The sequence below is a fragment of the Microbacterium sp. Kw_RZR3 genome, assembly GCF_029222405.1.
In the GTDB taxonomy this organism is placed as follows: domain Bacteria; phylum Actinomycetota; class Actinomycetes; order Actinomycetales; family Microbacteriaceae; genus Microbacterium.
In genome coordinates, this window is record NZ_JARHXC010000091.1 from 1 (window position 1) to 3,600 (window position 3,600).

3 protein-coding genes and 1 pseudogene are annotated in these 3,600 nt (G+C 73.4%); 2 read left to right on the forward strand and 2 right to left on the reverse strand.

What is annotated here, in order from left to right:
- Both P2P98_RS05085 and cydC read left to right on the forward strand, forming a co-directional pair.
- Window positions 1–249 (forward strand): annotated as a pseudogene (locus P2P98_RS05085) (hypothetical protein); the annotation flags it as partial.
- Complete coding sequence (cydC, locus tag P2P98_RS05090; RefSeq protein ID WP_275797806.1) at window positions 246–1,931, forward strand: thiol reductant ABC exporter subunit CydC; 1,686 nt, start codon at window positions 246–248, stop codon at window positions 1,929–1,931. The pseudogene P2P98_RS05085 and the gene cydC, both read left to right, overlap by 4 nt.
- Window positions 1,932–2,125: 194 nt before the next feature.
- On the opposite strand, the gene P2P98_RS05095 is transcribed toward cydC, so the two are convergent.
- The gene (locus P2P98_RS05095; protein WP_275797808.1) at window positions 2,126–2,479 is read right to left on the reverse strand and encodes a VOC family protein; all 354 of its coding nucleotides are present in this window, start codon (window positions 2,477–2,479) and stop codon (window positions 2,126–2,128) included.
- 74 nt (window positions 2,480–2,553) lie between these two features.
- Window positions 2,554–3,399 carry a MerR family transcriptional regulator gene (locus P2P98_RS05100; protein ID WP_275797810.1) on the reverse strand — a complete coding sequence of 282 codons (846 nt, stop codon included), beginning with the start codon at window positions 3,397–3,399 and terminating at the stop codon, window positions 2,554–2,556.
- Window positions 3,400–3,600 lie beyond the last annotated feature (201 nt).

Here is a 3,600-nt window from a genome sequence, read left to right on the forward strand (position 1 = left end):
CCGGCCCTCGACCCCGCACGCGAGGTCCCTGAGCCCGCACGCCAGGTCCCTCAGCCTGTCGAAGGGACCGAAGGCTTCGACGAGCTCAGCCACCTCCGCCCCGACACCGACATCGCCCAGGCCCTCAAGCCCGCACGCGAGGTCCCTGAGCCCGCACGCCAGGTCCCTGAGCCTGTCGAAGGGACCGGAGGCTTCGACGAGCTCAGCCACCTCCGCCCCGCCCCCGGCCACCAGGAGGGACGCGAGTGAACGCCCGGGTGCGCGGCATCCTGCGCTCGGCGATGCCCTCGCGTCGTCGGTTCGCGCCCGCGGTGCTGTCGGGCTTCGGCACCGCGCTGAGCGCGGTGGCGCTGCTCGCGGCGAGCGCATGGCTCATCGCGCGGGCGGCGGAGCAGCCGCTCGTGATGTACCTGTCGGCCGCCGTCGTCGGGGTGCGCGCGTTCGCGCTGTCGCGCGGGGTGTTCCGCTACCTCGAGCGGTTGACGAGCCACGATGCGGCCCTGCACCAGCTGGCGGGCGTGCGCGCCGGTCTCGTGCGCGAGCTGGTGCCCCTGGCGCCGGACGGGCTCGGGCGCGCACACCGCGGAGGACTCCTCTCGAGCGTCGTCGACGACGTCGAGGAGCTGCAGAACCTTCCGCTTCGGGTCGGCCTGCCCCTGTCGGCCGCCGCCCTGACCTCTCTCGCCGCGGTCGTCTTCACGGCGTTCATCTCGTGGCCGGCCGCACTCGTGCTGCTCGCCTGCCTCGTCGTGGCCTTCGGGGTCACCGTGGCCGTCGGGTGGGCGGCGGGCTCCCGCGCGGAGCGCTCGGTGGCGCCGCTTCGCACCGCCGTCGCCGATGCGGTGCACGACCTCCTGACCAACCTCGACGTGCTGACCGCCTACGGGGCTCTGGATGCCGCGCGCGAGCGCGTCCGCTCCGCCGACGCCGCTCTGCGCGGGGCGCTGGTCCGCCGAGGCGTGGCGCAGGGGCTCACCTCCGGCACGGTCTCGGTGCTCGCCGGTGCCGCGTCGCTTCTGGTCCTGGCCGTCGCGGCTCCGGGCGTCGCCGGCGAAACCCTCTCGGGGCCGGGGCTCGCGGTCGTCGTGCTACTGCCGATGGCCGTGTTCGAGGTGTTCGGGCCGGTTCCCCTCGCCCTCGCCTCCTGGAGGCAGGTGCGGGCGGCAGCCGAGCGGATCGCCGAGCAGGTGCCCGAGACGGTCCCCGAGGGCCTGCCGCAGACCGAACCCGCGGCCGCCGGCACCGGCCCCGCGCTCGGCGAGGGTCTCGTGCTCCGTGGGCTGGCGGCGCACTGGCCCGCCCGCAGCGACTCCGACGGCGACGCCGGGCGGCTCGACGACGTCGACCTGCGGGTGGGTCCCGGCGAGCGCGTCCTCGTGACCGGGCCGAGCGGCGCGGGCAAGACGACGCTCGCCCACGTACTCGTGCGCTTCCTCGACTACGCGGGATCGTACACCGTGGGCGGCATCGAGGCGCGCGAGCTCTCCGGCGACGACCTGCGCCGGACGGTCGGGCTGATCGAGCAGGCGCCGTTCCTGTTCGACGAGTCGGTGCGCCAGAACCTGCTCTTCGCCCGCGACACGGCGAGCGACGCCGACCTGTGGGCGGTGCTCGCCCGGGTCGGGCTCGACGACTGGGTCCGCGAGCGCGGCGGCCTCGACTCCCGGGTCGGCGACCGCGGGGTTCTCGTCTCGGGCGGACAGGCGCAGCGCCTGGCTCTGGCGCGGGCGCTCCTGCGCGGGTTCCCGGTGCTCGTGCTCGACGAGCCGACCGCGGGCGTGGACCCCGCGGCATCCGAGGCCCTGCTGAACGACCTGCTGGGTGCGGTCGATCGCGACCGGGCCGTGGTGCTCGTGTCGCACGTCGAGGTGCCTGCCGGGTTGGTGGACCGCGAGGTGCGGCTGGAGGACGGGCGGGTCGTCTCCGGCTGACCCGTCCGCCCGGGCGCTGATCACGTCCCGTCACCGCGCCGTAGGCCCAGCCGGCGGGCTGAGTGTCCAGAACACCCGGAGAGAATCTTGCGAGGCCCGGGTGTTCTGGACACTCAGTTGGAGTCCCGTGCGTCACGGACTCGGCGTCCGGGAGTTGTGGGCACTCACCAGCGGGAGCGGCCCCGTCTCGCTCGTCAGCCGACGAGCTTGCGCTGCCACACGCCGAACCGGTTGCCGGCCGGATCGGCGAGGTGGGCGAAGAGGATCGTCCCGTTGTCAACGAGCGGCCGCACCGCCTCGGCGCCCTGCTCGATCGCCGACTGCAGCGTCGCGCGGATGTCCGCTACCTCGACGTAGAACACCGCCCACGCTTCACCGCCGATCTGCGACGTGTCCCAGAGCCCGCCGGCGTTCTCGTTCACGGCGGCGTAGCCGCCGGGATTGGCGGCCGCGAACCGCCAGCCGAACAGCTGCCCGTAGAAGGAGCGAGCGGCCTGCGGGTCGGGAGTGCCGATCTCGAAGTAGTTCACGGTGTTCGTGTCGCTCATGGGTGTGACCTCTCTCGTCTCGGGCGGCTCGTCCGCCCTCTGCATCGAGAGTGCGACCTGCCACAGTGAGAGGGTCAAGCGATCGGCACGTTGACCTCGGTAACCCACTTCGCGGGGTCGCTCTCTCGCCCGGGCCCCACGACGTAGACATTGAAGAGGGCACCCGCTCGCGCGAACCCGTGTTCGGCGATCCAGGTGCCGAGGATCTCGGTCGCGCGCCCGATGGTGTCGAAGTCTCCCCTGTGGGTGGTCCAGGCGACGCGCTGCGCGGGGAGTTCAGCGATGTCGAACCCGTCCTGCGGCGAAAACGGCCCGCTGTAGTCGCGCCAGATCGCCATCTCGACGTCGTCGTCGCGGAACTCCTCGTCGAAGTAGGTGGCGCCGACCAGCTCGCCGAAGCGCGCCGGGTCAGCGCCGTCCGGGCGGGCGATCAGGTCGCGAAGGTCGGCCCAGAGCTCACCCTCCGCCGGATAGCAGGCCACCGTGCGCCGCAGCCGAAGCGTCCGCACGGCGGGGAAGACCCGCTCACCGACCACGGCCGGCGACGTGTCGAGCGCGTCGGCCAACGACAGCGTCAGACGCTGCTGCGCTCGAAGCTCGGCGGCCGCGGTCTCGAGCGAGGCCGCGTGCTGAGCGAGGCGCGCCCGCAGCACGTGGGGGGTGGCGAAGAGCGGGAGGAGCTCCGCGATGAGCGAGATGCCGCAACCGGCGTCGCGCAGGGTGCGGATGCGGCCCGCCACGCGCAGCTGATCGGGCGTGTACCGCCGGTACGACGTGAACGCGTCGACCGACGCGGGCGTGAGGAGCCCGCGCTCGTCGTAGTGGCGCAGCATCCGCACACTGATACCGACGTATCGCGAGAACTCGCCGATGCTCAGCAGGCGCGCACCCGCTGCTCGGGTGACGGTCGATTCGCTCATAGGCCGATTGTCGCCCACGGGTCCGACATCGCCACTGCGAGCCGTGGCCACGGCGGGCGCGCTCCCACCGGCGGGCGCTCCGCGCGATATCGGCGAGGCGCGAGCGTCAGGATGCCGCGACGAACCGCACCCGATCGGGCGCCACGCTCACCCGCACGGCGTCTCCCGCACCGAGCCCCGCGGCCTCACCCGGCGCCACCT